The sequence below is a fragment of the Microbacterium marinilacus genome (genome assembly GCF_019753765.1).
GTDB classification, from domain to species: Bacteria; Actinomycetota; Actinomycetes; order Actinomycetales; family Microbacteriaceae; genus Microbacterium; species Microbacterium marinilacus.
In genome coordinates, this window is record NZ_JAIJZW010000001.1 from 727,840 (window position 1) to 748,259 (window position 20,420).

The following is a 20,420-nucleotide window of genomic DNA, read 5'->3' on the forward strand; positions in this document are numbered from 1 at the left end:
TTCATACACTGAACGCGCACGGTCGACTTGAACGTTCCAATCCTTGGGTCGACGCGTCGTCAGGCCTCATCAAAGGAGAAGAGACTCATGGCACGGCACAAGACATCGCGGGTGCTCGGCACCGTGGCGGTCGCGGCCTCCACCGCCCTGCTGGCGGCCGGTTGCGGATCGGGATTCGACGACACCGGCGCGACCCCGAGCGACGGATCGGGCGGGGAGGCGTCGACCGCCGGTCTCAACCTCCTCATCGGATCCTCGGGTGATGCCGAGACACGCGCGGTCGAGGACGCCGTGGCCGCCTGGTCGGCGGAGTCCGGCATCGAGGCGAACGTCCAGGTGGCCAACGACCTGCCGCAGCAGCTCTCGCAGGGCTTCGCGGCAGGCTCGCCGCCGGACCTGTTCTACCTCGCGACCGAGGCGCTGGCCGGGTACGCCGCGAACGGATCGCTCGCCCCCTACGGCGACCGGCTCGAGAACCGCGACGACTTCTATCCGTCCCTGGTCGAGAACTTCACGTACGACGGGGAGTTCTACTGCGCGCCCAAGGACTTCTCCACGCTCGCCCTCGTCATCGACACGACCGTGTGGTCGGAGGCGGGGCTGACCGACGAGGACGTCCCGACGACGTGGGACGAGCTGACCGAGATCGCGCAGCAGCTCACGACGGACGGCCGGGTCGGTCTCGCGTTCGGGGCCGAGTACCAGCGGGTCGGCGCCTTCATGGCGCAGGCGGGCGGCGGCCTCGTGAGCGACGGCGAGGCGATCGCCGACAGCGAGGAGAACGTCACGGCGCTTCAGTACGTCAAGGATCGGCTCGAGGACGGCTCGTTCGCGTTCGCGGCGGACATCGGTGCCGGATGGGGCGGCGAGGCGCTGGGCACGGGAGCGGCGGCCATGGTGATCGAGGGCAACTGGATCACCGGGGCGCTCACGAACGACTTCCCCGACGTCGAGTACACCGTCGCAGCCCTTCCGGAGGGCCCCGGCGGCCCCGGCACCCTGCAGTTCACGAACTGCTGGGGCATGGCCGCCGACAGCGCGAACCAGGACGCCGCGCTCGACCTCGTCGAGCACCTGACGAGCACGGAGCAGCAGCTCGCCTTCTCGGAGGCGTTCGGCCCCATGCCGTCCATCCAGTCGGCCGCCGCCGACTGGCAGGCGGCGAACCCCGAGCTCGCGGCGTTCCTCGAGGGCGCGGACAGCGCGCAGTTCCCGCCGAACATCGCCGGTGCGGCCGATGTGATCACCGACTTCAACTCCCAGCTCGAGGGGCTGCGGGGCGGCGATCCCGCCGCGATCCTGCAGACCGTGCAGGGCAACCTCGAAGCCGCCCTGGGATGACGTCCCGCGCATGACCGCCGCCACGCGCCCGTCCGCTCGTCGTCGCGCCGCCCGCTCGGGCCTCCGGCGCGGCGAGGGCGCGGCCGGATGGATCTTCACCCTGCCGGTGGTCCTCATCCTGGGGCTCTTCCTGCTCGTGCCGGTGCTGATGGCGCTGTGGGTCAGCTTCAGCGACTGGACCGGGCGCGGCAGCCCGTTCTCCTCCGCGGTGTCGTTCGTGGGAATGGACAACTACGCGGCGGTCACCAGCGGCGGCGGGCTCGCCGAACGCGACTTCGGCATAGCCCTGCGCAACAACGCCTGGTACGTGCTGCTCGTCGTGCCGCTGCAGACGGTGCTCGCGCTGCTGCTGGCGGTGCTGGTGAACGGCGCGGTCCTGCGGGGTAAGGGCGTGTTCCGGACGGCCTTCTACTTCCCGTCCGTCACCAGCTCGGTCGCCATCACGATGCTGTGGCTGTTCCTGTTCTCGACCAACGGGGTGGTGAACCGGGTGCTGTCCTACGTCGGTGCGACGGGGCCGAACTGGTTCAACGACCCCCGCGGCGTGATCCACAACGCCCTCGCCGCGCTCGGCGTGACCCAGCCGCCGCCCGCGCTGCAGGAGGGGCGGCTGCTGGGGGTGTCGTGGTGGGACTGGCTCGCGGGCCCGTCCGTCGCCATGAGCGCCTTCATCGCGATGGCGGTGTTCACGACGTCGGGCACGTTCATGCTGCTGTTCCTCGCCGCGCTGCAGAACCTCGGCGGCGACGTGCAGGAGGCGGCCATGGTGGACGGCGCGAGCGCGTGGCAGCGGTTCGCGCGCGTGACGCTCCCGCAGCTGCGCCCGACGCTGTTCACGGTGCTCACCCTCGGCCTCATCGGAACCTGGCAGGTGTTCGACCAGATCTACACCGGCACGCAGGGAGGCCCGGGCAAGACGACGCTCACGCCCGCGTACCTGAGCTACCGCTCCGCCTTCCTCTCGCAGGAGTGGGGCCAGGGTGCGGCGATCGCCTTCGTCCTTTTCGCGATCATCGTGGTGCTGACGCTCGTGCAGCGCTGGGTGCTGCGCGACCGCCCGGTGTCGCGGCGTCGCATGCGGATGTACGAGGGCGCCCGCGGCGCCGGATCCGGAGCGGGCGGATGAGCGTCGTGGCGCGCGCGGGGAGGCCCCGCGGGGTGATCGCCCGGCAGGCGCTGCTGTACGCGGTGCTCGTCACGCTCGCGCTGGTGTACATCTACCCGTTCCTCGTCCAGCTGGCCACGTCGGTGAAGTCGGACGCCGAGGCCGCCTCCTCCCCGGTGTCGCTCATCCCCGCCACGTTCACCTGGGCGGCGTACGAGCGGCTGTTCCTGTACTCCGACTTCCCCGTGTGGTTCGCCAACTCGGCGGTCGTCACCGTCCTCGTCACCGCGGGCCGCGTGTTCTTCAACTCCCTCGCGGGATACGCGCTGGCGCGCCTGCGGTTCCGGGGGCGCGGTGTCGTCTTCGCCGCGCTGGTCGCGGTGATGTCGGTGCCGGCCGTGGTGCTGCTGATCCCGAAGTTCCTCGTGATCAACCAGCTCGGGATGTACGACTCGTACGCGGGCATGGTGCTGCCGCTCCTCGTGGACGCGGCGGGCGTGTTCATCATGAAGAACTTCTTCGAGTCCATTCCGACGGCCGTGGAAGAGCAGGCCCGCATCGACGGGGCGGGTGTCTTCCGCACCTTCTGGTCCGTGGTGCTGCCGATGGCCCGCCCCGCGCTCATCACGATCGTGATCCTGTCGTTCCAGGGATCCTGGAACGAGCTGAGCCACTTCATCGTCGCGACGCAGTCGCCCGAGCTCACCACCTTGACCAAGGGCGTGGCCTCGCTCGCGAGCGGGCAGCTCAGCCAGGGCAGTCAGTTCCCGCTGAAGCTCGCCGCCGCCGCGATCATGACCATTCCCGTCGCGGTGCTGTTCTTCGTGTTCCAGCGCCGCATCATGAACGCCAGTGAGGGAGCCGTGAAGGAATGACCGAGCACGAGGTGCCGCAGCCGCCGTTGCAGCCGTTGCTGCATGACCGGGAGATCGTGCTGCGCGCGCCCACCCAGGTGTGGTCGGGCGCGGGAGGCGAGATCGGCGCGGCGCCGATCGACGGCGTCTACCACGGGGACGTGCGGCATGTCCGGGCCGTCGCGCTGACGTGCGACGAGTCTCCGATCGAGTGGATCTCGACGGCACGACACGGCGCCTCCCGCGTCGTGTTCTCGGGCCTGCTGCGCGGCGTCGACGACCCGATGCCCGATCCCCGGGTGCGGCTGACGCGGGAGCGGCGGGTGGAGGCCGGCGCGGTGCGGGAGCGGATCACCCTGCGAAACGGCCGCGACGTGCCGGTGCAGGCGACGCTTCGGGTCCGCGTGCTCCCCGAGTTCGCGTCGCTCCACGCGGTGAAGGCCGGAGAGGTCGGCGCCGCCGCCTTCGAGGCGCTCGCCGCGGCCGGGTCGGCGGTCGTCGCCGCCGGTGCGCAGCGCTTCACGCTCGTCGCGGCGACGGGGACCGTGCGGGCGGCCGACGATCTGGTCGAGGTCGAATGGGCGCTCGCGGCGGACGCGCGCGGCGAGGTCGGCGTGGAGTGGTCGATCGCCCTCGCCGACGACGCGCTCGTGGTGCGGCCGGCGTCGCGGCGGGCGCCCTGGGACGCCGCCGCGCTGGCGGCATCCGTCGCGGGGGCCGAGCCGCGGCTGGCGCGTTGGCTCGAGACCGCGCTCGACGATCTCGACGCGCTGCGGCTGGCCTTGCCGGATCATCCGTCCGACGAGTTCTATGCGGCGGGTGCGCCCTGGTTCCTCACGCTGTTCGGGCGCGACTCGATCTGGGCGGCACGGCTGATGCTGCCGGTCGACCGTGAGATCGCCGCCTCGACGTTGCGTGTGCTGGCGCGCCTCCAAAGCGCGGACGACGATCCGGAGGCCGCGCAGGAGCCGGGCAAGATCCTGCACGAGCTGCGCGCGACCGCCCTCGAGATCCCGGGGGAGGGGGTGACCCTGCCGCCGCGCTACTACGGCAGCGTCGACGCGACGCCGCTGTGGATCTGCCTGCTCGCCGACGCGTGGCGCGCCGGCATGCCGGACGACGAGGTGCGCGCGCTGCTGCCGGCGCTGCGGCGCGCCCTCACCTGGCTGACGGAGCACGGCGACAGCGACGGCGACGGATTCGTGGACTACCTCGACCGTTCGGGCCGCGGCCTGGCGAACCAGGGATGGAAGGACTCCGGCGACTCCATCCAGTGGCGGGACGGCAGCCTGGCGAGAGGGCCGATCGCGCTGTGCGAGGTGCAGGGCTACGCGTATGAGGCCGCCCTCTCGGGGGCGGAGCTGCTCGAGCGGTTCGGCGAGGGCGACGCCGCACCGCTGCGGGAGTGGGCGGCCACGCTGCGGGCGCGCTTCGCGGAGGCCTACTGGGTGGACACGCCCGAGGGGCGCTATCCGGCCGTCGCCCTCGACCGCGACAAGCGGGCCGTCGACACGCTGACGAGCAACATCGGCCACCTGCTCGGCACCGGCATCCTCGATGCGGAGGACGAGCGTCGCGTGGCGGCGCTGCTGCTGGGCCCCGGCCTGGCATCGGGCTTCGGCGTCCGCACGATGTCCACGGGGGCGCGGGCGTACTGGCCCCTGTCATACCACGGCGGCAGCGTCTGGACGCACGACACCGCGATCGCCGTGCACGGCATGATGCGCGCGGGCCTGCCCGACGCGGCGCGCGAGGCCGCGTCCGGCATGCTCGCGGCCGCCGAGGGCTTCGGCTATCGCGTGCCCGAGCTGCACGGCGGCGACGGCGCGTCGGAGACCGCGGTGCCCACGCCGTATCCGGCCGCCTGCCGTCCGCAGGCGTGGTCGGCGGCCGCCGCCGTCGTCGCATGGAGCGCCATCGCCAGGGAGTGAGACGGCTCAGTCGAGGAATCGCGAGAGGAACGCGCGCGTGCGCTCCTCCCGCGGTGAGACGAGGACGTCGGACGGCGCGCCCTGCTCGACGATGCGGCCGCCGTCGAGGAACACGACGCGGTCGGCGACGTCCCGGGCGAACGCCATCTCGTGCGTGGCCATGACGATCGTGGCGCCGTCGTCGGCGAGCGTGCGGACCAGGTCGAGCACTTCGCCGACGAGCTCGGGGTCGAGCGCCGAGGTGATCTCGTCGAGCAGCAGCAGCTCGGGCGCGCCGACGACGGCCCGCGCCAGGGCGACGCGCTGCTGCTGGCCGCCCGACAGCCGGTCGGGATGCGCGGAGGCCTTGTCGGACAGCCCGACGCGCGCGAGTGCGGCGACGGCCGCCGCGTCGGCGTCCCGCCGCCGCATCCCCCGAACATGGCGCAGCGCGAGGGCGATGTTCTGCTGCGCCGTGAGGTGGGGGAACAGGTTGTACTGCTGGAAGACGACTCCGATGCGGGCGCGCACGGCGTCGGCGTCCACGCGGGGATCGCTGATGTCGAGATCGTGCAGCAGGATCCGGCCGTCGTCGATCGGCTCCAGCAGGTTGACCGTGCGCAGCAGCGTGGACTTGCCCGATCCGCTCGCGCCGATCAGTGCGACCACCTCGCCGGGCGCGACGTCGAGATCGATGCCGCGCAGGACGTCGTGGCCGTCGAACGACTTCCAGACGTCGCGGATGCGGAGCACGGGCCCGCTCATACGATCCCCCCGATCTGCTCGCGTGCGCGCACGCGGGCCGTGTACCAGTCGGTGAGGCGGATCGTCGGGATGGCCAGCAGGACGAACAGCAGGCCCGCCAGCACGTACGGCGAGAAGTTGAAGAACGCCGCCGTCTCGATCTGCGCGGCGCGGACGGCGTCGACGGCACCGAGCACCGAGACCAGCCCGACGTCCTTCTGCAGCGCGACGAGGTCGTTCATCAGGGCGGGGGTCACCTTGCGGACCGCCTGCGGCACGACGACCAGGCGCATCGTCTTGGCGTGGCTGAGGCCGAGCGCGCGGGCGGCGTGGCGCTGCGACGGATGGACGGCATCGATCCCGGCGCGGAAGACCTCGGCGACGTAGGCCGAGTACGTCAGGGTCAGGGCGACGGTGCCCCAGAACTCGAACGGCAGCCGCGTCGGCAGGAGGCCCAGCCCGGGGATGCCGAAGCCGACGAGGTAGAGCACGATGATCAGCGGCGTCCCGCGGAAGAGGTCGGTGTAGCCGGCCGCCAGCGCCCGCAGCGGAAGCCAGATCGGGCCGCGCAGCGTGCGGACCCCGGCGATCACCAGCGCGACGACGAGGATGAGCACCGACGCCGTGGCCAGCACACGGAGATTGAGCAGGAACCCGTCCCAGACGCGCGGGAGCGCCGCGAGCATGACCTCGCCGTCGAAGAACGACGCCTGCACCTGCGCCCAGCCGGGCGTGCGCACGACGAACACCCAGACCACGACGGCCAACGCGAGCGTCGACGCGACGCTGATCAGCACCGATCGCGCGCCCTGCCGGCGCCGGTACGCTCGGCGCTCGAGCTCGACCGCGCTCGGAGCGCGCCCTCCCGAGCGCGTCATCCCCTCGGGCCGCGGCGCCGCGCGCCGCCCATCCGCCCGGGGGTCACTCGAGGACCGGGGCGGTGTCGTCGCCGCCGAGCCACTCGGCCTCCAGCGCGTCCAGCGTGCCGTCGGCGCGCAGCGCGTCCACGGCCGCGGTGACCTCGTCCGTCAGCGGCGAGTCCTTCGCCAGCACGATGCCGAACCGGTCGGCCTCTCCCTCGACGTCGGGCAGCTGTCCGACGATCACGCCGTCGCTCAGCTCCGCGCCCGTGACGTAGAAGGCCGTCGGAAGGTCCAGGACGATCGCGTCGACCTGGCCGCTCTCCAGCGCGAGCTTGGCGTCGTCGTTCGAGGTGAAGGCCTGTGCGCCCTGCGTGGGCGCGATCACCTGCTCGATCGCGGCGAAGCTGGTGGTGCCGGTCTGGCCCCCGATCAGCAGCTCCTTCAGATCGGCGATGGAGGACGCGTCGGCGGCGGGGGAGTCTCCGGTCGTCACCACGACCTGGGTCGTCTCGTAGTAGGGCGAGCTGAAGTCCACCGCCTCGCTGCGCTCGTCGGTGATCGAGAACTGCTGCAGGTTGATGTCGAAGTCCTTCGGCCCGGGGGCGATCGCCGCGTCGAACGTCGTGCGCACCCACGCGACGTCGTCGCGGGCGAAGCCGAGCTCCTCGGCCACGGCGTAGGCGACGGCCGCCTCGAAGCCCTCGCCGGATTCGGGCGCGTCGTCGATCACCCATGGGAAGTAGGCGGGCTCGGCGGTGCCGACGGTGAGCGTGCCCTCCGTGAGGTACCCGCTCCCGGTGTCGGGCTCCGTGGTTCCGGAGGGGCTGTCGCCGGCGGGGGCGCAGGCGGACAGGATCCCGGCGAGGGAGATCGCGGCGAGGGCCGCGAACGTGCGAGGCGGGCGACGTGACATCGTGGTCCTCCGAGACGACGAGGGGGCGGGACGGGTCCATCGTGGCGTGCCGCGGCCTCGGGCGCGAGCGCGTGCGACGGATTGTTTCGGCGCGGTGGCGGCCCGGCGGCCCGGCCCGCGAGGCGAGGGGCGGACGGCGTCTGGCCCTGGCGAGGGAGCCTGCCGGAGGAGGGTCGAATTCTGATACCCTGGAGTGTCACGCGTGTGCGCGTCGCCCGGGCTCTCCCGGGAAGGACCGCCGGGTGAAGAAAGAACACAATCCATCTGCCGCGGTTCGAACCGTGGTCTCGCGCGTCCGGCCATCCGGCTGCGCAGGCCGAGCCGTGGCCCGAGTAAACATCCAACAAGGACAACCCACTACATGACTAACGCAACGACCGCCCCGGCCACCAAGCAGGTCGCGATCAACGACATCGGCTCTGCTGAGGACTTCCTGGCCGCGGTCGAGAAGACCCTCAAGTCCTTCAACGACGGCGACATCATCGAGGGCACGATCGTCAAGATCGACCGCGACGAGGTTCTGCTGGACGTGAGCTTCAAGACCGAGGGCGTCATCCCCTCGCGCGAGCTCTCCATCAAGCACGACGTCGACCCCAACGAGGTCGTCAGCGTCGGCGACGTCGTCGAGGCCCTGGTCCTTCAGAAGGAGGACAAGGAAGGCCGTCTGATCCTGTCGAAGAAGCGCGCGCAGTACGAGCGCGCCTGGGGCGACGTGGAGAAGATCAAGGAGAACGACGGCGTCGTCACCGGCACCGTCATCGAGGTCGTCAAGGGTGGCCTCATCGTCGACATCGGCCTCCGCGGCTTCCTGCCGGCGTCGCTCATCGAGCTCCGCCGCGTCCGCGACCTGACGCCGTACCTCGGCCAGGAGATCGAGGCCAAGATCCTCGAGCTCGACAAGAACCGCAACAACGTCGTGCTGTCGCGTCGCGCGCTCCTGGAGGAGACGCAGTCGGCCACGCGCACGCAGTTCCTGAACAACCTGCACAAGGGTCAGGTCCGCAAGGGCGTCGTCTCGTCGATCGTCAACTTCGGCGCGTTCGTCGACCTGGGCGGCGTGGACGGCCTCGTGCACGTCTCCGAGCTGTCCTGGAAGCACATCGAGCACGCCTCCGAGGTCGTCGAGGTCGGCCAGGAGGTCACCGTCGAGATCCTCGAGGTCGACCTGGACCGCGAGCGCGTCTCGCTGTCGCTGAAGGCGACCCAGGAGGACCCGTGGCAGGTCTTCGCCCGTACCCACGCGATCGGTCAGATCACGCCGGGCAAGGTCACGAAGCTCGTCCCGTTCGGCGCCTTTGTCCGCGTCGCGGACGGCATCGAGGGCCTCGTGCACATCTCGGAGCTCTCGGCGAAGCACGTCGAGCTGGCCGAGCAGGTCGTGTCGGTGGGCGAGGAGGTCTTCGTCCGCGTGATCGACATCGACCTCGACCGTCGCCGGATCTCGCTCTCGCTCAAGCAGGCGAACGAGATGGTCGACCCCAACGGCACCGAGTTCGACCCGGCGCTGTACGGCATGGTCACCGAGTACGACGAGAACGGCGAGTACAAGTACCCCGAGGGCTTCGACCCGGAGACCAACCAGTGGCTCGAGGGCTTCGACGAGGCTCGCGAGAAGTGGGAGCAGGAGTACGCCGCCGCGCAGGCTCGCTGGGAGCAGCACAAGGCTCAGGTGGCGAAGGCCGCCGAGGCCGAGGCCGCTGCGGGCGAGGACTTCGCCGCCGGCCAGTCCTTCAGCTCGGAGTCGGCCGGCGCGGGCACCCTCGCCGACGACGAGGCTCTCGCCGCTCTGCGCGAGAAGCTCGCCGGCCGCTGAGGCACGCCAGCACGACGCACCGCAGACGGGGCCGGATCCTTCGGGGTCCGGCCCCGTCCGCGTGCGCGGCGAGGGTCAGCCCTCGTAGACCCCCTCGAACAGCCCGATCTCGTTGCCGTCGGGGTCGCGGAACAGCGCCCACCAGCTGGTGTCGGTCACGGGGCTGCGCGCGATGACGACCGCCGCCCCGCCAGCGACCGCCTTCGCGAGGTTGTCGTCGATCGAGTGCACCTCGACGATCGAGCGAGGCTGGGTGAAGCCCTCCTCGCGCGGCGTGAGCGCACCCCCGCTCGCCCCGTTCGGTGCGTGCCACATGGGGTAGTCCTCGTAGCCGGGCGGGGCGGATATCTCCCAGCCGAACAGCTCCGAGTAGAACGCGGTCGCGCGCTCCAGGTCGGTGACGGGGATCTCCAGATGCGTGACGTCGCCGTGTGCCATGTCGCGTCCTCTCGTCGAGCGCTTGCGGATGCGCCCAAGGTAGGCCTCCGACCGCCGCGCGGCAAGACGTCCGGCGCGTGCGCGAACAGGCTCGTGAGCCGCGCTCTCGGCGAATTGTGACGCCGTGTGAATCGCGCCGCGCGGGTGCTCCGTCCGCCGTGGTGGACTCGCAGGACACAGCGTCGTTCCATCCCGAGGAGCACCCCATGTCCCGATCCCTTCGCGCCCGTCGCGCCGTCCGCGTGACCGCGACCATCGCCGCCGTCGCCGCCCTGCTGGCGGGCTGCGCGTCCGGTCCCACCGAGCAGGGCGGCGCCGAGTCCGGCGAGCCCGCGGCCGGCGGCACCCTCACGTATCTCGAGCCGCAGACGTGGACCACGCTCTACCCGCCGTCCGCAGGCTTCTACCCGAACGGCGGGGTGGTCAACAACATCACGGACCGCCTGCTGTTCCAGAACCCCGAGACGCTCGAGCTCGAGCCGTGGATCGCGGCCGAGCTGCCCGAGGTCAACGCCGACGCGACCGAGTACACGTTCACTCTGCGCGAGGGGGTCACGTACTCCGACGGGACGCCGGTAGACGCCGAGAACGTGGTGAAGAACCTCGATCTGTACGGCAAGGGCGACACCGAGCGCGCTCTGCCGGTGTCCGAGGCGATCAACAACTACGACCACGGCGAGGTGGTCGACGACCACACCGTGAAGTTCCACTTCTCGGCACCCGCGCCCGGCTTCGCGCAGGCGGTGTCGACCATCAACTCCGGGCTGCTCTCGAACGACACCCTCGACAAGACGAGCGAGGAGTTCGGACCGGGCAACGCCGCGACCGTCGTCGGCTCGGGCCCGTTCGTCGTCTCGGACGAGAAGATCGGCACCGAGATCTCGTTCGAGGCGCGTGGCGACTACGACTGGGCGCCGCCATCCCTCGAGCACCAGGGGCGGGCCCTCCTGGACGGGCTCACCTACTTCGTCGCCGCGGAGAGCAGCGTGCGCGTCGGCACCGTCGTCGCGGGCCAGGCCGACGTCACGCGCGACGTCAGCGCGCCGGACGAGCCGCAGTTCGCGGCCGAGGGCCTCACGATCCACGCGGCGACGACCAACGGCGTCAACAACGGCTTCAGCTTCCGATTCCGCGGCGAGATCCTGTCGGACATTCGGGTGCGCCAGGCGATCATCGCCGGCGTCGACCGGGAGGCCATCGTGAGCACGCTGTTCACCGACAGCTACCCCCTGGCCACCGGCGCCCTGGCGAAGACCGCGCTGGGGTACCTCGACACGTCCGAGTACTACGCCTACGACCCCGAGAAGGCCGCGGAGCTGCTGGACGAGGCCGGCTGGGAGGTCGGGTCGGACGGGATCCGCGAGAAGGACGGCGAGCGGCTGCAGCTGACGTTCAACGAGGCTCTCCCGCAGCCCCGCTCCAAGGATGTCGTCACGCTCGTCCAGGAGCAGCTGGCGCAGCTGGGCATCGAGGTCGAGCTGTTCCCGGGCGACCAGGCCGCGCAGACCGAGGCCTCGCTCTCGGAGGTCACGATCCCCGTCTACCACTCGATGGTCGGCCGCGCCGACTACGACGTCCTCAAGTCGCAGTTCCACAGCGAGAACCGCAACACGCTGCTGAACCGATCGAACGAGGACGACAGCGTCGGGGACCCCGAGCTCGACGAGCTGCTGGCCGCCATCGCCTCCGCTCCCACGACGGAGGAGCGCCAGGCGGCGTCCGAGGCGGCCCAGCTGCACATCGCCGAGAACGCCTACTTCCTGCCGCTCTTCGAGGAGCCGCAGGTGTTCGGCCTGCGCGCGGACGTGCAGGGCTTCGAGACCGAGTCGGTCGGCCGCCCGTGGTTCTACGCCACGTGGCTCGACCGCTGAGGACGACCCGCTGACCTCGCGTCACTGACGACTCCTCGACACCCGGGGCGGGCGGCATCGCCCGCCCCGGCCGGAAGGCGACCATGACCTACATCCTGCGTCGGGTGGGCCAGGCGGTTCTCGTGCTGGCCCTCACCTACACCGTCGCGTACCTGCTGCTGTCGGCGCTGCCGGGCGACGCCGTGCTCGCCCGCTACGGCAGCCCCGAGCTGGGCCTGTCCCAGGAACAGCTCGCCGAGATCCGGGCGACGTACGGCGCCGACCGCAGCCTCGTCGAGCGGTACCTCGACTCGACCCTCGGCGTGCTGCGCGGCGAGTTCGGGTACTCGGTCGCGAGCGGGGCGGCGGTGAGCGCGCTGATCGCCACGGCGCTTCCCTCGACCCTCGTCCTCGCATCCCTCGGGCTCGCGCTGGCGGTCTTCCTCGCCGTCACCATCGCGTTCACCGCCACCTACGGCGGTGCGACATGGCTGCGGCGGCTCTTCCGCGGGATCCCGCCGTTCCTCGTGTCGCTGCCGGTGTTCTGGATCGGCATCGTGCTGGTGCAGATCTTCTCGTTCCAGCTCGGGCTGGTGCCTGTCATCGGCGCCGACCCGGTCGAGTCGCTCATCCTGCCGGTCGCGACGCTCGCCATCCCCATCGCCGCGCCGCTCGCACAGGTGCTGATGCGCAGCATCGACGAGGTGCGCGAGCAGCCGTTCGTCACGGTCGTGCGCTCGCGGGGTGCGAGCACGCCGTGGCTGCTGTGGCGCAACGTGGCGCGGAACGCCCTCGTTCCCACCCTCACGATGGCCGGTCTGCTGTTCGGCGAGCTCGTGGGCGGCGCCGTCGTGACCGAGGCGGTGTTCGCGCGCGCCGGGCTCGGCCAGCTGACGGCTCAGGCCGTCGCCAACCGTGACACCCCGGTACTTCTCGCCGTCGTGATCCTGTCGACCGTGGCGTTCGTCGCGATCAACCTGGTGGTCGACCTGCTGTATCCCGTGCTCGATCCGCGGCTGCGCTCGTCGCGCGCCGCTCGGCGCCGGGCCGCGACGGCCGACGCCCCGCGCGAGGAGGTGCCGTCGTGACGATCGCCGTCGCCGTGCCGCGAGGTCTCGGCCGCATCGACTGGCGGGCGCTGCTGCGTCCGGGCACGCTCGTGCCGATCCTGATCATCCTGGCCGCCGTCGCGTGGGCGCTCGTGCCGGGACTGTTCGCGCCCGGCAGCCCCACCGAGTCGAGCGGGGCGGCGCTGCAGGCGCCGAACGCCGCGCACCTGTTCGGGACCGACGCCACCGGACGCGACCTCTACACGCGCGTCGTGCACGGCGCGTCGCAGTCGATCACGGGCGCCGTCGTGGCCGTCCTGGTCGGTCTGATCGCCGGAACGGCACTCGGCGTCACGGCGGGAGCCGTCGGGGGCGCCGTCGAGGAGGTGCTGATGCGCGTCGTCGACATGCTGCTGGCTATCCCGGCGCTGCTGCTGTCGCTCAGCGTCGTGATCCTCCTGGGGTTCGGCACGACGAACGCCGCGATCGCGGTGGGCGTGACGTCCATCGCCGTGTTCGCCCGGCTCGCGCGGTCGCAGGTCGTCAGCGTGCGCGCCTCGGAGTTCGTCGAGGCCGCGTACGGCTCGGGCGGCACGTTCTTCGGCGTCCTGTGGAGGCACATCCTGCCCAACTCCCTCACGCCCGTGATCGCGCTGGCGGCCCTGCAGCTCGGGTCGGCGATCCTGCAGATCTCGACGCTCGGCTTCCTCGGCTACGGCGCGCCGCCGCCGACCCCGGAGTGGGGTCTGCTGATCGCCGAGGGGCGCAGCTACGTGGCGACGGCGTGGTGGCTCACGGTGCTGCCGGGCGCCGTCGTCGCCCTGGTGGTGCTCGCCACCAACCGGCTCAGCCAGGCGATCGGAAGAGAGGACCGCTCATGACCGGCCCGTTGCTGGAGATCCGCGACCTGCGGGTCGCCTACCGCACCGCGCGCGGCGACGTCTCCGCCGTCGAGGGGGTGTCGTTCGACGTCGAGGCGGGCCGGACGACGGCGCTCGTCGGGGAGTCCGGCTCCGGCAAGTCGACCGTCGCGCAGTCGGCGATCGGGCTCCTCGCGCGGAACGGCCGGGTGGTGGGCGGCAGCATCGTGCTGAGCGAGCGCTCGGACGGGCCGACGCAGCTCGTGGGCCTGCCCGAGCGCCGCTGGCGACGCCTGCGCGGGCGGTGCGTCGCGCTGATCCCGCAGGACCCCGGCTCGTCGCTCAACCCCGTCGCCACGATCGGGGCGAGCGTCGGCGAGGCGCTGCGCATCCACGGCTGGAAGGACCGCCGGAAGATCGAGGCCCGGGTGCTCGAGCTGCTCGAGCGCGTCGACATCGACGATCCCGAACGGCGGGCGCGGCAGTTCCCGCACGAGCTGTCGGGCGGCATGCGGCAGCGTGTGCTGATCGCCGCCGCGCTCGCACTCGAGCCGGAGCTGGTGATCGCCGACGAGCCGACGAGCGCGCTCGACGTCACGGTGCAGCGACGCGTCCTGGACCTGCTCGACCGGTTGCGACGCGAGTCGGGAAGCGGGGTGCTGTTCATCACGCACGACCTCGCGGTCGCGGCCGACCACTCCGACTCGCTGGTCGTGATGCGCGCCGGCAGTGTCGAGGAGGCCGGTCCGTCCGCCCGGGTGCTCACCGCCCCCGCAGCGGACTACACCCGCAGCCTGCTGGCGGACGCGCCGTCGCTCGCGCGCGTCGTCGAGCGCGCACCGCACGCCCCGGCGCCGGACGAGCGCCCGCTGGTCGAGGTGCGCGGCCTGCGGCAGGAGTTCCGCGGGGCGGGCCGCACGCCGTTCGTCGCGGTGGACGACGTGTCCTTCAGCGTCGCGCGCGGTACCACTCACGCGCTCGTGGGCGAGTCCGGGTCGGGCAAGACCACGACCGGCCGCAGCATCGCGGGGCTGAACCGCCCGACCGCCGGCTCCATCCGCGTCGGCGAGACGGACGTCGCCGACCTGCGGTCGCCGCGCCCGTTCCGGCGGATCGCCCAGCTGGTGTACCAGAACCCGTACGGCTCGCTGGACCCGCGGCAGACGATCGGGCAGATCCTCGCCGAGCCGCTCGAGAACTTCGGTGTGGGATCACGGGCCGAGCGGACGGAGCGGGCCGCCCACCACCTCGATCTCGTGGCGCTCGCCCCCGAGATCGCGCACCGCCGTCCCAGCGAGCTGTCCGGCGGGCAGCGCCAGCGCGTCGCGATCGCCCGCGCGCTCATCCTGGAGCCGGAGCTCGTGGTCCTGGACGAGGCGGTCTCCGCGCTCGACGTGACCGTCCAGGCGCAGATCCTGCGACTGCTGGCGCGGCTGCAGGACGACCTCAGGCTCACGTACGTGTTCATCTCGCACGACCTCGCCGTGGTGCGCCAGATCGCCGATACAGTGTCGGTGCTGCAGCGCGGCCGCCAGGTCGAGCTCGGCCCGACGGCTCAGGTGTTCGAGGCCCCGCAGCACGACTACACGCGTCGGCTGCTCGACGCGATCCCTGGCGCTGCCCTGCGCCCCGCCCTCTCGTCCCCGGAGGACCCCGAATGACTTCCACCGGCCCGCGCATCGGCTTCTTCACCCGCCTGCTCGAGCAGGCCCCGGCGGCCGACCGCTACCGGTTCGCACTCGAGCAGATCGCGCAGGCCGAGCGCGTCGGCTTCGCATCGGCATGGGTCGCGCAGCACCACTTCGGCGAGCAGGAGGGCGGTCTGCCCTCTCCGTTCGTGCTGCTGGCAGCGGCGGCCGAGCGCACGTCGCACATCGCCCTCGCGACGGGAGTGGTGACGCTGCCGATCGACGACCCGCTGCGGGCGGCAGAGGACGCCAGCGTGCTCGACGCGCTGAGCGGCGGTCGGGTGCAGCTCGGCGTCGCCTCGGGCGGCACGCCCTCGTCGTTCCCGCCGTTCGGCCGCTCGTCCGAGGACCGGCGGGCGATCTTCGCCGAGCATTTCGGCGTGTTCCGCGATGCCCTCTCGGGGCGCGGTGTCCGCGGCACCGACGCGCGGATCTACCCGGCGGCGGACGGACTCGTCCGCCGCGTCTGGCAGGCCACCTTCTCGGTGGACGGCGGATCGCGGGCCGGTGCGGACGGCGACGGGCTGCTGCTGTCGCGCACCCAGCCTCGACCGGACGCCCAGGATCTGCCGCTGCACGACCTGCAGCTGCCGATCATCGACGCCTACCGCGACGCGCTGCCCGACGGAGCGCCGTTCCGCGTGCTCGCATCGCGCACCGCCGTCGTCGTCGACGAGGAGCACCGCACACGCGTCCTCGAGGCGGCACTCCCGCACCTGCGGCGCCTCGCGGAGGGGATGCTCGGCATCGACACGACGGGGCTCGCGATCGAGGAGATCGCCCGCCTGACCGACACCCACGTCGGCACGCCGGACGAGGTCGTCGCGTCGCTGGCGGGCGACCGCGCGATCTCGGCGGCGAGCGACGTGTCGTTCCAGGTGCACTCCGTCGAGCCCGACCACGACATCACGCTGCGCTCTCTCGAGCTGCTCGCGACCGAGGTCGCCCCGCGCCTCGGCTACGCCATCGGCGACGACGCCGTCAGCGCGCTCCAGCACGCCCACCTCACGTCCACTCCGAAGGGGAACGCATGACCACGGCGAACGCCGACATCATCGACCTGCTCGCAGGCATCGCGCCCGGCAGCCGGCTCGACGCCCTGCGCGATCAGCGCCCGCAGGCGCGAGAGAACGCGCAGCGCAGCTTCGAGGCGCTGCTGGAGCCGGCCGAACCCGGCACCTTCCCGCTCGGCGAGCGGTACGCGGTCGCCGCGTTCGTCGCGCGCCTGCACGGCTTCGCGCAGGCGGCGGACTTCTACGCCGACCTGCTGGGCGACGAGGACTCGGCGCTCGTCGCCGCGGTGGAGGCGGCGGCCGCAGACGGCGCGTCGTCCGGCCCGTACGGCGTGTATCGGGAGGAGGGGCTCGCGGCCGAGAGCTCGCCCGGCGCCGCGTGGGCCGCCGCCGAGCCCGGGCTCGGAGCGCGCCTCGTCGCCGCGCTGACGCACGCCCACCTGCTCGTGTTCCGTCCCCGCGAGTCGAGCGCGACCGCCATCCAGGCCCTCGTCGACGCCGGCTGGAGCGCCGACGACATCGTGAGGCTGTCCCAGCTCGTCGCCTTCCTGACCTTCCAGCTGCGTCTGGCCTGGGGACTGCGCGTGCTGGCCGACAATCCCGCCGAGACCGAAGGAGCCACGCGATGAGCGAGCTGGTGACCGAGTACCCCGACCTGGCCCGCCCCGAGCGCTTCACCCAGGAGGGCCTCGGCTGGGTGCCCTGGCTGGCCCCGGTGGCCGAGGCAGACCTCACGGAAGAGCAGCGGGACGCGCTGATCCAGCCGGCCCGGGCGAAGATGCCGTACTTCCGCCTGCTGGCCCGCGACCCCGGCGCCCTCAAGGCCCGCACACTGACCGACGTCGACATCTTCTTCAACACGGAGGGCGGTGCGGCCCGCGCCGAGCGCGAGCTGGCGGCCGCCGCGACCTCGCGCCACAACGGGTGCGTGTACTGCGCGTCGGTGCACGCCGCCGCCGCGACCCGCGAGTCGGGCCGCCGCGAGGACGTGCAGCGGCTGCTCGACGAGGGCGTCGAGGCCGACCTCGGCGATCCGCGCTGGAACGCGGTCTCGGCCGCGTCCGTCGCCCTGGCCGACACGCCCCTGGGCTTCGGCGCCGCCGACATCGCGCGGCTGCGAGAGGCGGGGCTGGACGACGCGGAGATCGTGGACGTGCTCAGCGGCGCGGCGTTCTTCAACTGGGCGAACCGGCTGATGCTGTCGCTCGGCGAGCCCGAGGTGCCGGCGCGGAGGGCCGCGTCGTGAGCGTCCCGGGCCTCCTCGACCACATCGTCATCGCAGGGCCGGACCTCGCGGGCGTCGTGTCGTGGTTCGCGGAGCGGACCGGTGTCACCGCGGCGCCCGGCGGCGCACACCCGACCGGCACCGCGAACGCGCTGGTGGCGCTCACCGTCGGCGACCGGCGCGCCCCCCACTACATCGAGCTGATCGGCCCGGATCCCGACGTCGAGCACGAGTCGCTGCCGGAGACGTTCGGCATCCGCGACCTCGCGGGGCCGGAGATCGTGACGTACGCGATCCATCCCGACGACATCGACGGCGTCGTGACGGGGGCTCGCGAGCGCGGCTTCGATCCGGGCGACGTCTGGGATCTCTCGCGTCGGCGCCCCGACGGCGTCCTCCTCGAGTGGCGGCTGACACGCGGCGGCTCGGGGTTCGCCGTGCCGTTCCTGATCGACTGGGGCGACACCGAGCAGCCGGGTCTCAGCGACGTGCCGACGCTCGAGATCGTGTCCTTCGAGCGGGTCGAGCGCGACCCCGGTCCCGTCCGCCGCGTCCACGACGCGCTCGCGCTGCCGGAGGGGTCGGTGGCGGAGGTCGTCGAGGGCGAGCCCGCGGGCTACCGGCTCACGGTGCGCCGACCGGACGGCGAGACGGTCACGCTGTGAGCGATCCGCTCGCGGCCGCCCTCGCCTGGCAGGCCCGCACGGCGGCTGGCGCGCCGCCGGCGCGGGTCGACGAACCGTCGCGCTTCGCGGGTGCGCCGGCGGCCCTGCGCGACGAGTCGGTGCGAGCGGTGGACGGGCTGCGTCCCGAGCTCGAGCGGCTCGCGATCGCGCTGCACGAGGACCCGGAGATCGGCTTCGAAGAGCATCGCTCCGCCGGTCGCCTCGCGGAGCTCCTCGAGCGGCACGGCCACGCCGCCGCGGTGGGGGCCTTCGGCCTGCCGACGGCGCTGCGCGTCACCGCGGGCGCCGCCGACGGGCCGCACTTCGCGATCATCGCGGAATACGACGCGCTGCCGGGGGTCGGCCACGCGTGCGGGCACAACATCATCGCGGGCGCCGCGGTCGGAGCCTTCCTGGCCGTCGCGCCGATCGCGGGGCGCCTGGGCGGTCGGGTCTCCCTCATCGGCACGCCCGCGGAGGAGAACGGCGCCGGCAAGGAGCTGATCCTCCGTGCGGGCGGCTTCGACGACGTCGACGCGGCGGGCATGGTGCATCCGGCCGCCGGGTCGGCAGCGTCCCCGCTCGTCGCGCAGAGGACGACGGGGGTGCGGCGCGTCGCGGTGACCTATCACGGGCGCGCGGCGCACGCGGCCGGAGCCCCCTGGCTCGGGCTGAACGCGCTCGACGCGGTCGTGACCGCCTACCAGGGCGTCGCGCAGCTGCGGCAGCACATCCTGCCGATCGACCGTGTGCACGGCATCATCACGGACGGAGGCGCGGCGCCGAACGTCGTGCCCGAGCGCGCGGCGGCCCTGTTCTACGTGCGCTCGGCCGAGATCGACACGCTCGTGGCGCTCACCGACCGCGTCGTCGCGGTGCTCGAGGGCGCCGCGCTGTCGACGGGCACTCGGGCCGAGATCGACGTCGATCCCGTGCCGCCGTACCTGCCGCTGCAGCCGAACCTCGAGCTGACGCGCCGCTGGGCCGCGGCGGTCGCCGGCCGCGGGCGCGAGGTGCCGCCGTCGCCTCCCGTCGCGGCGCAGGGCGGCGCGTCGACCGACATGGGCAACGTCACCCGCTATCTGCCGTCCATCCATCCCTCCATCGGGCTGGGCGGGCCGGACGACGTCACGCCTCACAACGCCGCCTTCGCCGCCTGGACCGTGCAGCCGCCGGCGTTCGACGCGCTCGCCGACGCCGCGGCGGGGCTCGCGGCCGCCGCCGTCGACTATCTCGCCGACCCGGAGCTGCGGGAGGCGGTCGCGGCGGAGTTCGCCGCGGAGGGCGGCCGGTTCCGCTGGGGCGATCCGCTCTGACCCCGACGGCGTCACGCCGCGCGGCGGGGCGCGTGGAAGACTGAGCGCATGCCTCTCGTCGCGCTCACGGGCGGAATCGCGTCCGGCAAGTCGACCGTCGCCCGTCGCCTGGCCGAGCACGGCGCCGTCGTCGTCGACGCCGACGCACTGGTGCGCGAGCTCCAGCGGCCGGGCGAGCCGGTGCTCTCCGCGATCGCGGCGGAGTTCGGGGAGGGCGTGCTGACGCCCGACGGCGCGCTCGACCGACCGGCGCTCGGCGCGCTCGTCTTCGGCGACCGCGAGCGACTCGCGGCGCTGAACGACATCGTGCATCCGGCGGTCAAGGAGGAGTCGCAGCGTCGCTTCCGTGCCGCCCTCGACGCGGACCCGGACGCCGTGGTCGTCTACGACGTGCCGTTGCTGGCCGAGGCGCGCGGCACGGGGGAGTGGGATCGCGTGGTGGTGGCGCACGCGCCGGCGGACGTGCGCGTGGCGCGGATGGTGGAGCATCGCGGCATGTCGGAGGCGGAGGCGCGCTCGCGCGTCGCCAACCAGGCGTCCGATGACGAGCGGCTGAGGCTGGCGGACGTCGTCATCGACACGTCCGGCGCCATCGAGGACACGCTCGCGCAGGCCGACGCGCTCTGGCGCTCCCTCCTGCCCTAGCTGTAGTGCCCAGCCAGGTTGTTTGAAATGCGGCTGATGGGTGGGAGCTTTCCGATGGCGGTGTGGGGTCTGTGGTGATTGTAGAAGTGCAGCCAGGCCGGGAGAGCTGCTCGCCGAGCTGACTCGGA

General features: G+C 72.5%; 20 protein-coding genes. 15 read left to right on the forward strand and 5 right to left on the reverse strand.

Annotated features, from left to right (window positions below; all coding sequences use genetic code 11):
• The first annotated feature begins 87 nt into the window (after nucleotides 1-87).
• From K5S26_RS03320 to K5S26_RS03335, 4 genes are read left to right on the forward strand one after another with little or no spacing between them, the layout of a single operon-like run.
• Nucleotides 88-1,341, forward strand: a complete 1,254-nt coding sequence (locus K5S26_RS03320; protein ID WP_221855905.1) for a sugar ABC transporter substrate-binding protein — start codon at nucleotides 88-90, stop codon at nucleotides 1,339-1,341.
• Between the two features lie 10 nt (nucleotides 1,342-1,351).
• Complete coding sequence (locus tag K5S26_RS03325) at nucleotides 1,352-2,467, forward strand: carbohydrate ABC transporter permease (protein WP_221855907.1); 1,116 nt, start codon at nucleotides 1,352-1,354, stop codon at nucleotides 2,465-2,467.
• On the forward strand, nucleotides 2,464-3,321 hold the full coding sequence (locus K5S26_RS03330; RefSeq protein ID WP_221855909.1) for a carbohydrate ABC transporter permease: 858 nt from the start codon (nucleotides 2,464-2,466) through the stop codon (nucleotides 3,319-3,321). The genes K5S26_RS03325 and K5S26_RS03330 overlap by 4 nt, the downstream gene beginning before the upstream one ends.
• A complete protein-coding gene (locus K5S26_RS03335) occupies nucleotides 3,318-5,231 on the forward strand; it encodes a glycogen debranching N-terminal domain-containing protein (protein WP_221855911.1) in 1,914 nt (637 codons plus the stop codon). Before K5S26_RS03330 ends, K5S26_RS03335 begins: the two co-directional genes overlap by 4 nt.
• Before the next feature lie 6 nt (nucleotides 5,232-5,237).
• On the opposite strand, the gene K5S26_RS03340 is transcribed toward K5S26_RS03335, so the two are convergent.
• Genes K5S26_RS03340 through K5S26_RS03350 form a run of 3 tightly spaced genes read right to left on the reverse strand, consistent with a single transcriptional unit; the run spans nucleotide 5,238 to nucleotide 7,730 of the window.
• Nucleotides 5,238-5,975, reverse strand: coding sequence for an amino acid ABC transporter ATP-binding protein (locus K5S26_RS03340; RefSeq protein WP_246603422.1), 738 nt, complete (start codon nucleotides 5,973-5,975; stop codon nucleotides 5,238-5,240).
• Entirely contained in the window at nucleotides 5,972-6,832 is an 861-nt protein-coding gene (locus K5S26_RS03345; RefSeq protein WP_221855915.1) for an amino acid ABC transporter permease, read from the reverse strand. Before K5S26_RS03345 ends, K5S26_RS03340 begins: the two co-directional genes overlap by 4 nt.
• Before the next feature lie 43 nt (nucleotides 6,833-6,875).
• Complete coding sequence (locus K5S26_RS03350; RefSeq protein ID WP_221855917.1) at nucleotides 6,876-7,730, reverse strand: ABC transporter substrate-binding protein; 855 nt, start codon at nucleotides 7,728-7,730, stop codon at nucleotides 6,876-6,878.
• Nucleotides 7,731-8,091: 361 nt separating this feature from the next.
• On the opposite strand from K5S26_RS03350, the gene rpsA reads away from it, so the two are divergent.
• Nucleotides 8,092-9,543, forward strand: coding sequence for a 30S ribosomal protein S1 (gene rpsA / locus K5S26_RS03355; RefSeq protein WP_221855919.1), 1,452 nt, complete (start codon nucleotides 8,092-8,094; stop codon nucleotides 9,541-9,543).
• A gap of 75 nt (nucleotides 9,544-9,618) precedes the next feature.
• Here rpsA and K5S26_RS03360 read toward each other — a convergent pair whose 3' ends face one another.
• Nucleotides 9,619-9,981 carry a VOC family protein gene (locus tag K5S26_RS03360; protein ID WP_221855921.1) on the reverse strand — a complete coding sequence of 121 codons (363 nt, stop codon included), beginning with the start codon at nucleotides 9,979-9,981 and terminating at the stop codon, nucleotides 9,619-9,621.
• A gap of 206 nt (nucleotides 9,982-10,187) precedes the next feature.
• On the opposite strand from K5S26_RS03360, the gene K5S26_RS03365 reads away from it, so the two are divergent.
• The 10 genes from K5S26_RS03365 to coaE all read left to right on the forward strand — a co-directional run bounded on the left by K5S26_RS03365 (nucleotide 10,188) and on the right by coaE (nucleotide 20,292).
• Nucleotides 10,188-11,852 (forward strand): TIGR04028 family ABC transporter substrate-binding protein, encoded by a 1,665-nt coding sequence (locus K5S26_RS03365; protein ID WP_221855923.1) that lies wholly within the window; start codon nucleotides 10,188-10,190, stop codon nucleotides 11,850-11,852.
• An 83-nt stretch (nucleotides 11,853-11,935) separates the two neighbouring features.
• The gene (locus K5S26_RS03370; RefSeq protein WP_221855925.1) at nucleotides 11,936-12,919 is read left to right on the forward strand and encodes an ABC transporter permease; all 984 of its coding nucleotides are present in this window, start codon (nucleotides 11,936-11,938) and stop codon (nucleotides 12,917-12,919) included.
• Nucleotides 12,920-12,969: 50 nt separating this feature from the next.
• Complete coding sequence (locus tag K5S26_RS03375) at nucleotides 12,970-13,761, forward strand: ABC transporter permease (protein ID WP_246603567.1); 792 nt, start codon at nucleotides 12,970-12,972, stop codon at nucleotides 13,759-13,761.
• On the forward strand, nucleotides 13,758-15,401 hold the full coding sequence (locus K5S26_RS03380; protein ID WP_221855928.1) for a dipeptide ABC transporter ATP-binding protein: 1,644 nt from the start codon (nucleotides 13,758-13,760) through the stop codon (nucleotides 15,399-15,401). Before K5S26_RS03375 ends, K5S26_RS03380 begins: the two co-directional genes overlap by 4 nt.
• Nucleotides 15,398-16,462: a putative FMN-dependent luciferase-like monooxygenase gene (locus K5S26_RS03385; protein WP_221855930.1), complete on the forward strand. Its 1,065-nt coding sequence runs from the start codon at nucleotides 15,398-15,400 to the stop codon at nucleotides 16,460-16,462. The genes K5S26_RS03380 and K5S26_RS03385 overlap by 4 nt, the downstream gene beginning before the upstream one ends.
• A complete protein-coding gene (locus K5S26_RS03390) occupies nucleotides 16,459-17,070 on the forward strand; it encodes a CMD domain protein (RefSeq protein ID WP_221855932.1) in 612 nt (203 codons plus the stop codon). Before K5S26_RS03385 ends, K5S26_RS03390 begins: the two co-directional genes overlap by 4 nt.
• A complete protein-coding gene (locus tag K5S26_RS03395) occupies nucleotides 17,067-17,687 on the forward strand; it encodes an alkylhydroperoxidase domain protein (RefSeq protein WP_221855934.1) in 621 nt (206 codons plus the stop codon). The genes K5S26_RS03390 and K5S26_RS03395 overlap by 4 nt, the downstream gene beginning before the upstream one ends.
• Nucleotides 17,684-18,331 carry a VOC family protein gene (locus tag K5S26_RS03400; protein ID WP_221855936.1) on the forward strand — a complete coding sequence of 216 codons (648 nt, stop codon included), beginning with the start codon at nucleotides 17,684-17,686 and terminating at the stop codon, nucleotides 18,329-18,331. The genes K5S26_RS03395 and K5S26_RS03400 overlap by 4 nt, the downstream gene beginning before the upstream one ends.
• Nucleotides 18,328-19,647, forward strand: a complete 1,320-nt coding sequence (locus K5S26_RS03405; RefSeq protein ID WP_221855938.1) for an amidohydrolase — start codon at nucleotides 18,328-18,330, stop codon at nucleotides 19,645-19,647. The genes K5S26_RS03400 and K5S26_RS03405 overlap by 4 nt, the downstream gene beginning before the upstream one ends.
• A gap of 48 nt (nucleotides 19,648-19,695) precedes the next feature.
• On the forward strand, nucleotides 19,696-20,292 hold the full coding sequence (gene coaE / locus K5S26_RS03410) for a dephospho-CoA kinase (protein ID WP_221855940.1): 597 nt from the start codon (nucleotides 19,696-19,698) through the stop codon (nucleotides 20,290-20,292).
• Here coaE and K5S26_RS03415 read toward each other — a convergent pair.
• On the reverse strand, nucleotides 20,289-20,420 hold a 132-nt coding region (locus tag K5S26_RS03415; RefSeq protein WP_221856046.1), incomplete at its 5' end, for an integrase core domain-containing protein. The genes coaE and K5S26_RS03415 overlap by 4 nt on opposite strands.

Bases quoted from the DNA above. Each gene is read 5' to 3' on its own strand.
- K5S26_RS03320 (WP_221855905.1), top strand. From the start codon at position 88: ATGGCACGGCACAAGACATCGCGGGTGCTCGGCACCGTGGCGGTCGCG.
- K5S26_RS03325 (WP_221855907.1), top strand. From the start codon at position 1,352: ATGACCGCCGCCACGCGCCCGTCCGCTCGTCGTCGCGCCGCCCGCTCG.
- K5S26_RS03330 (WP_221855909.1), top strand. From the start codon at position 2,464: ATGAGCGTCGTGGCGCGCGCGGGGAGGCCCCGCGGGGTGATCGCCCGG.
- K5S26_RS03335 (WP_221855911.1), top strand. From the start codon at position 3,318: ATGACCGAGCACGAGGTGCCGCAGCCGCCGTTGCAGCCGTTGCTGCAT.
- K5S26_RS03340 (WP_246603422.1), bottom strand. From the start codon at position 5,975: ATGAGCGGGCCCGTGCTCCGCATCCGCGACGTCTGGAAGTCGTTCGAC.
- K5S26_RS03345 (WP_221855915.1), bottom strand. From the start codon at position 6,832: ATGACGCGCTCGGGAGGGCGCGCTCCGAGCGCGGTCGAGCTCGAGCGC.
- K5S26_RS03350 (WP_221855917.1), bottom strand. From the start codon at position 7,730: ATGTCACGTCGCCCGCCTCGCACGTTCGCGGCCCTCGCCGCGATCTCC.
- rpsA (WP_221855919.1), top strand. From the start codon at position 8,092: ATGACTAACGCAACGACCGCCCCGGCCACCAAGCAGGTCGCGATCAAC.
- K5S26_RS03360 (WP_221855921.1), bottom strand. From the start codon at position 9,981: ATGGCACACGGCGACGTCACGCATCTGGAGATCCCCGTCACCGACCTG.
- K5S26_RS03365 (WP_221855923.1), top strand. From the start codon at position 10,188: ATGTCCCGATCCCTTCGCGCCCGTCGCGCCGTCCGCGTGACCGCGACC.
- K5S26_RS03370 (WP_221855925.1), top strand. From the start codon at position 11,936: ATGACCTACATCCTGCGTCGGGTGGGCCAGGCGGTTCTCGTGCTGGCC.
- K5S26_RS03380 (WP_221855928.1), top strand. From the start codon at position 13,758: ATGACCGGCCCGTTGCTGGAGATCCGCGACCTGCGGGTCGCCTACCGC.
- K5S26_RS03385 (WP_221855930.1), top strand. From the start codon at position 15,398: ATGACTTCCACCGGCCCGCGCATCGGCTTCTTCACCCGCCTGCTCGAG.
- K5S26_RS03390 (WP_221855932.1), top strand. From the start codon at position 16,459: ATGACCACGGCGAACGCCGACATCATCGACCTGCTCGCAGGCATCGCG.
- K5S26_RS03395 (WP_221855934.1), top strand. From the start codon at position 17,067: ATGAGCGAGCTGGTGACCGAGTACCCCGACCTGGCCCGCCCCGAGCGC.
- coaE (WP_221855940.1), top strand. From the start codon at position 19,696: ATGCCTCTCGTCGCGCTCACGGGCGGAATCGCGTCCGGCAAGTCGACC.